Below are 5,005 nucleotides of genomic sequence, written 5' to 3'. Positions count from 1 at the left end.
GCCTATGGTGGCAACCATCGACGGCTTCTGGAAATCAAGCAGCGCTACGACCCGCTGAACCTGTTCCGCATGAACCAGAATTTGCGTCCGAAAGAAAGCTTGCGAGCCGCATGAGGCGCGCCGAGCTGCAGTGATAACAAGTTCACGCCTCCGCTGGAGGCGCGGGCACATGCTGTTGGCGCCGGGCTGTATTCTTGGGCCGGCCCATCAGCAACAAACCCAATACTGTGTCTTCGCCGCCCTTGTGAGTGCTGGAAAAATGGAGGAATAGTCTCCCGGAATGCATCGCCCTGAAATTGCCGGTTTGCGGTTCTCAGGTCGTGCAATTGCTAGCCGGATTCCGAATGGCCAGTCCCGAACCGCGCAAAAGAAGAGGTCCGATCGCCGCCCGGCTGCTGGCGCTCGATGCGTGGATCGATTCCTCGCTCTATGAGATCGGCTTCAAGGCGCGCCAATTCTGGGAATCAGCGACGATCTTCTCGCGGCGCTTCCGCGTCAACGGCTGGCGCCGTGGCATCATCGAACTGTTGAGCGAAGGTTTCACGCTCGGCGCCGTCGGCATCGTGGTGATGCTGGCGCTGGCCATTCCGGCTTTCCAGGACACGGCTGGCGACTGGCGCGCCCAGGGCGACTTCGCCGTCACCTTCCTCGACCGCTATGGCAACGAGATCGGCCAGCGCGGCATCATCCAGCGCGATTCCGTGCCGGTCGACGAGATGCCCGATCACGTCATCAAGGCGGTGCTTGCCACCGAGGACCGTCGCTTCTTCGACCACTACGGCATCGATGTGCTCGGCCTGTCGCGCGCGATCTTCGAGAATGTGCGGGCGAACTCCGTCGTCCAGGGCGGCTCGAGCATCACCCAGCAGTTGGCCAAGAACCTGTTCCTCACCAACGAGCGCACGCTGGAGCGCAAGATCAAGGAAGCCTTCCTGTCGCTGTGGCTCGAGGCCAATCTGTCGAAGAAGGAGATCCTGCAGCTCTATCTCGACCGCGCCTATATGGGCGGCGGCACGTTCGGCATCGAGGCTGCCGCCGACTTCTATTTCGGCAAGAGCGTCAAGGACCTGAACCTGGCCGAGGCGGCGATGCTGGCCGGCCTGTTCAAGGCGCCGACCAAATATGCGCCGCACATCAACCTGCCGGCGGCGCGCGCGCGCGCCAATGTGGTGCTGTCCAACCTTGTCGATGCCGGCTTCATGACCGAAGGCCAGGTCCTGCAGGCCAGGCTGCATCCGGCCGATGTCGTCGACCGCGGCGAACAGAAAAGCCCTGACTATTACCTCGACTGGGCATTCGACGAGGTCAAGAAGATCGCCAAACCTGGCCAGCACTCGCTTCTCGCCCACACCACCTTTGACGCCAACATCCAGAAGGCGGCGGAAGAATCGGTGGAGTTCCACCTGCGCCAGTTCGGCAAGGAGTACAACGTCACCGAAGGTGCCGTCGTCGTCATCGAGACCAACGGCGCCGTGCGCGCCATCGTCGGCGGCCGCGACTATGGGGCCAGCCAGTTCAACCGCGCCACCAAGGCGCTGCGCCAGACCGGCTCATCATTCAAGCCCTATGTCTACGCAACCGCGATGGAACACGGCTTCACCCCCAACTCCATCATTTCCGGCGGCCCGATCAGCTGGGGCAGCTGGTCGCCGCACAATTACAACGGCGGATCGGCCGGCAACGTCACGTTGATCATGGCAATGGCCAAGTCGATCAACACCGTGCCGGTGCGGCTGGCCAAGGATCATCTCGGCATCGGCCCGATCAAGGCCATGGCCGAGGCGATGGGCGTGGAATCGCCGATCGAAGCACATAAGACGATGGTGCTCGGCACCTCGAGCATGACGGTGATGGACCAGGCGACGGGCTACAGCGTGTTCGCCGACAACGGCTTCGTCGGCTCCCGGCACGGCATCAGCCAACTCGTCACCCGGACCGGCGAGGTGGTCTATGATTTCGCCAAGGACGCGCCGCCGCCACACCGGGTGCTGTCCGAGCAGGCGCTCAAATCGATGAACACCATGCTGGCCGCAGTGCCGGTGATGGGTACGGCGCGGCGAGCCCAACTTCCCAACATCGTCGTCGCCGGCAAGACAGGCACCACGCAGTCCTACCGCGACGCCTGGTTTGTCGGCTTCACCGGCAACTACACGGCGGCGGTATGGATGGGCAATGACGACTTCACGCCGACCAAGAACATGACCGGTGGCTCACTGCCGGCGATGGTGTGGCAGCGACTGATGGTCTATGCGCACCAGAACATCGACCTCAAGCCGATCCCGGGCATCGACAAGCCCTTCGTCGATGAGGAGATCGCTGCCAAGGCCGAGGAAGCACAGAAGAAGAGCGACGATCAGGCGGCGGCCGATGCAGCCGCCGAACGGCCGCCGGTGCTGTCCAGCCGCACGACCCAGACGCTGCGGGACATGACCACGCTGTTCCAGTCGGCGCCCGTCCTCAGTACGCCGCAACTGCCGGAGACGCTGTCGGCGCTGTGATTGGCGCCGAGACAGTTGAGGGGTGATGGCCGGATCACCGCCATTGCCAAGCTGGAACACCCCTCATCCGACCGAGCTTCGCTCGGCCACCTTCTCCCGCAAGGGGAGAAGGGAGAGCCGTCTGCAATTCTACGTCGGCCCGCTTGCCACAAGGCCCTGCGCCGCGATATCCCCGAGCGGCAACTCTTCGTGTCCCCGGCCCCTCATGCTCAAAACTGCCTTCCTGACGCTGCTTTCGCTTGCCATAGCCATCGTCGGCGGTGGCGGCAGCGTCTGGTATGCGCTGAAAGTCCAGGATGGTGTCGGCGCCATCAGGATCGGCCAATGGACAGCCTTTCCCGATATCGGCACGCCGGCCGCCGATCCCTATTCCAAGGCCCGCGTGGCGCGCGAGGGTGTGCTTGCGCTCGGCCGCGCCGAGGGGCTGTCCTTCGTCGCCGAGCGAGACGCGGCCGGCGCCGAGCTCAAGCGCGAATGCACCTACACAATCGAGGGTGATTTTCCGACAGCACGGTTCTGGACGCTTTATGCCGCCGACCAGTCGCTCGGCGTGGTCGAAACCGGCAAACCCCGGCTGGCGCACCACCCCGTAGGATTGCAGCGCCGCCAGCCCGACAATTCGGTGATCATTTCCGCCGGCCATCACCCGATGCCGGGCAATTGGCTGCTGACAGACGGCTTCGGCAGGATGTATTTCGTGCTGACCTTCTACGACACGCCAATCGCCAGCAGCACCGGCCTGTCGGACGTCTCGCTGCCGCATATCGTCAAGGTCGGCTGCAATGCGTAGTTTTTACGCTGCGATGCGCGGACTTCTGCATGCCGTCCTGCTCGGTCTGCTCGGCGCCGGCATCGTGCACATCGCCGTGCTGCTGCTGGTGCCCGAGTTTTCCGAACGCGATGCCTGGTCGCGGCTGTCCATGGCGTCGGATCTGTACAAGATGACGCGGCTCGATGCCGAGGCCGGTGGCGCGCCCGTGGTGAAATCCGTCGACCCGCTGTTTTACGCGACGGCCTGCCGGTTCGATCTGGGCGAAGGCATGGTCCGCGTCAAGGCACCTGGGCATGTCCCGTTCTGGTCGGTGTCGGTCTATGACCGCAGCGGCCACAACATCTATTCCTTCAACGACCACACAGCGACCGGCGGCGTTCTGGATGCCGTCGTGCTGACGCCGGCGCAGATGATCGACGTGCGCAAGGATCTTCCAGAGGATCTTCAAGGAGCGATCTTCGTCGAAGCGCCGATCGAGGAAGGCATCTTCGTCATCCGCGCCTTCGTGCCCGACAGCAGCTGGAAGCCGATCGTTTCGCGCTTCTTCGAACAGAGTTCCTGCGAGTTGCAGGACTTCTAAAGCGAGTCGCGTCTGAACGGATTCAGACGACCCGCTTTGGATCTTTGTGCATGTCGTTCTCCCAAAACCGAGGTCACTTTTGGGCGACATGCACTAGACATGATCCCGGACCAAAGGTCCGTGGCCGCCGAAACTCAGTGGTGCGGGACCGGTTTTGGTCCTGGCGAACCCGGCTTGTCGGGATCGACCGGCCGCACTTCGCCGGCATGCGGCCGCTCGTAGCGGATGCCGGGAAAGATGATCACCGCTGCCGGCATTTCGGCGGTTTGCTTTACTCTGGTGTTTGGTGCCGTACGCGGCACGAAAGACAGTACCATGCCCATGGTTCGCGCATTCCTCTCGGTTTCCCCGGAGCACAACGCAACGCCTCCAAATGTCATTAAGGCCGGCAGAGGGTTAACGGAACGCTAACGGATCGTCGCTAACTTGAACTTTGTTCTTGGCACTCTCGGAACCGGCACGGTCCCGGTCGAGCGTCGTCAAGGTTGTGTCGAGTACGGGCGTATCCTTCGTGTCATCTTCGGACTTCAGGCAAATCGCGGTGCGAAAAGACTCGGGAAAGGCCGAAAGGCTGTTCCGCGCCGCAGTGTCGGCGTTCTGTTCGCTCACCCGCCCATCACGCCGCGAGATCGGTCAACTCGAAGACCTGACGCTGCCGCTGTTCAATGACGTGTCCGTCGAATCTCGCCGTTACGTGGCAGCCGCCCTTTCCGAATGCGAATACGCCCCCGCCGCCCTGGTGCGCCGCCTTTGCGAGGAACCGGTCGACATTGCCGCGCCGCTGCTCATCCGCTCACGCGCCGTCAGCGACATCGATCTCATCGCGCTGATCGGGCGACATGGCCTGCCGCATGCACGTGCCATCGCGCGCCGCAAGGGCTTGAACCCGACCATCGCTGATCTGATCAGGGCCCTCGAGAGGCCAACCCTGGTGCGCGCTCCGCAACCGGATGCGAACGCCGCCGCGGCAGACAAGATCGCGCCAGCGAGCACGGAAACCGCCTCTGACGAGCCCGCCCAGGAACAGGCACTCGGCATCGCGGCTGAGAATGCACGGCGCAGGCTGCGCTCGATGATGCGCACGGGCGACGAGGCGGCAGCGACGAACGCCGATCCTTTCAAAGGCGCCGACACCTATGTGAAATTGCGCGAGAC

At 63.2% G+C, this 5,005-nt stretch carries 5 protein-coding genes and 1 pseudogene; 5 read left to right on the top strand and 1 reads right to left on the bottom strand.

Annotation, left to right across the window (positions count from 1 at the left end; translation table 11 throughout):
- From EN964_RS24120 to EN964_RS24105, 4 genes are all read left to right on the top strand, one after another.
- Nucleotides 1-114, top strand: a 114-nt coding sequence (locus EN964_RS24120; RefSeq protein WP_164775963.1) for a BBE domain-containing protein, incomplete at its 5' end; no start/stop codon positions are given.
- Nucleotides 115-344: 230 nt separating this feature from the next.
- Nucleotides 345-2,498, top strand: coding sequence for a transglycosylase domain-containing protein (locus EN964_RS24115; RefSeq protein ID WP_127272265.1), 2,154 nt, complete (start codon nucleotides 345-347; stop codon nucleotides 2,496-2,498).
- Between the two features lie 205 nt (nucleotides 2,499-2,703).
- Nucleotides 2,704-3,288, top strand: a complete 585-nt coding sequence (locus EN964_RS24110) for a DUF1214 domain-containing protein (protein WP_127276803.1) — start codon at nucleotides 2,704-2,706, stop codon at nucleotides 3,286-3,288.
- On the top strand, nucleotides 3,281-3,850 hold the full coding sequence (locus EN964_RS24105; RefSeq protein ID WP_127271883.1) for a DUF1254 domain-containing protein: 570 nt from the start codon (nucleotides 3,281-3,283) through the stop codon (nucleotides 3,848-3,850). The genes EN964_RS24110 and EN964_RS24105 overlap by 8 nt, the downstream gene beginning before the upstream one ends.
- Before the next feature lie 134 nt (nucleotides 3,851-3,984).
- On the opposite strand, the gene EN964_RS24100 is transcribed toward EN964_RS24105, so the two are convergent.
- On the bottom strand, nucleotides 3,985-4,173 hold the full coding sequence (locus EN964_RS24100; protein ID WP_127272037.1) for a hypothetical protein: 189 nt from the start codon (nucleotides 4,171-4,173) through the stop codon (nucleotides 3,985-3,987).
- Nucleotides 4,174-4,361: 188 nt separating this feature from the next.
- On the opposite strand from EN964_RS24100, the pseudogene EN964_RS24095 reads away from it, so the two are divergent.
- Nucleotides 4,362-5,005, top strand: a pseudogene (locus EN964_RS24095) (hypothetical protein); the annotation flags it as partial.

This window comes from Mesorhizobium sp. M7A.F.Ca.CA.001.10.2.1, from assembly GCF_003998575.1.
Classification (GTDB): Bacteria; Pseudomonadota; Alphaproteobacteria; order Rhizobiales; family Rhizobiaceae; genus Mesorhizobium.
The sequence above is the reverse complement of the archived record's forward strand: the minus strand, read 5'-3'. Positions and strand labels throughout refer to the sequence as shown.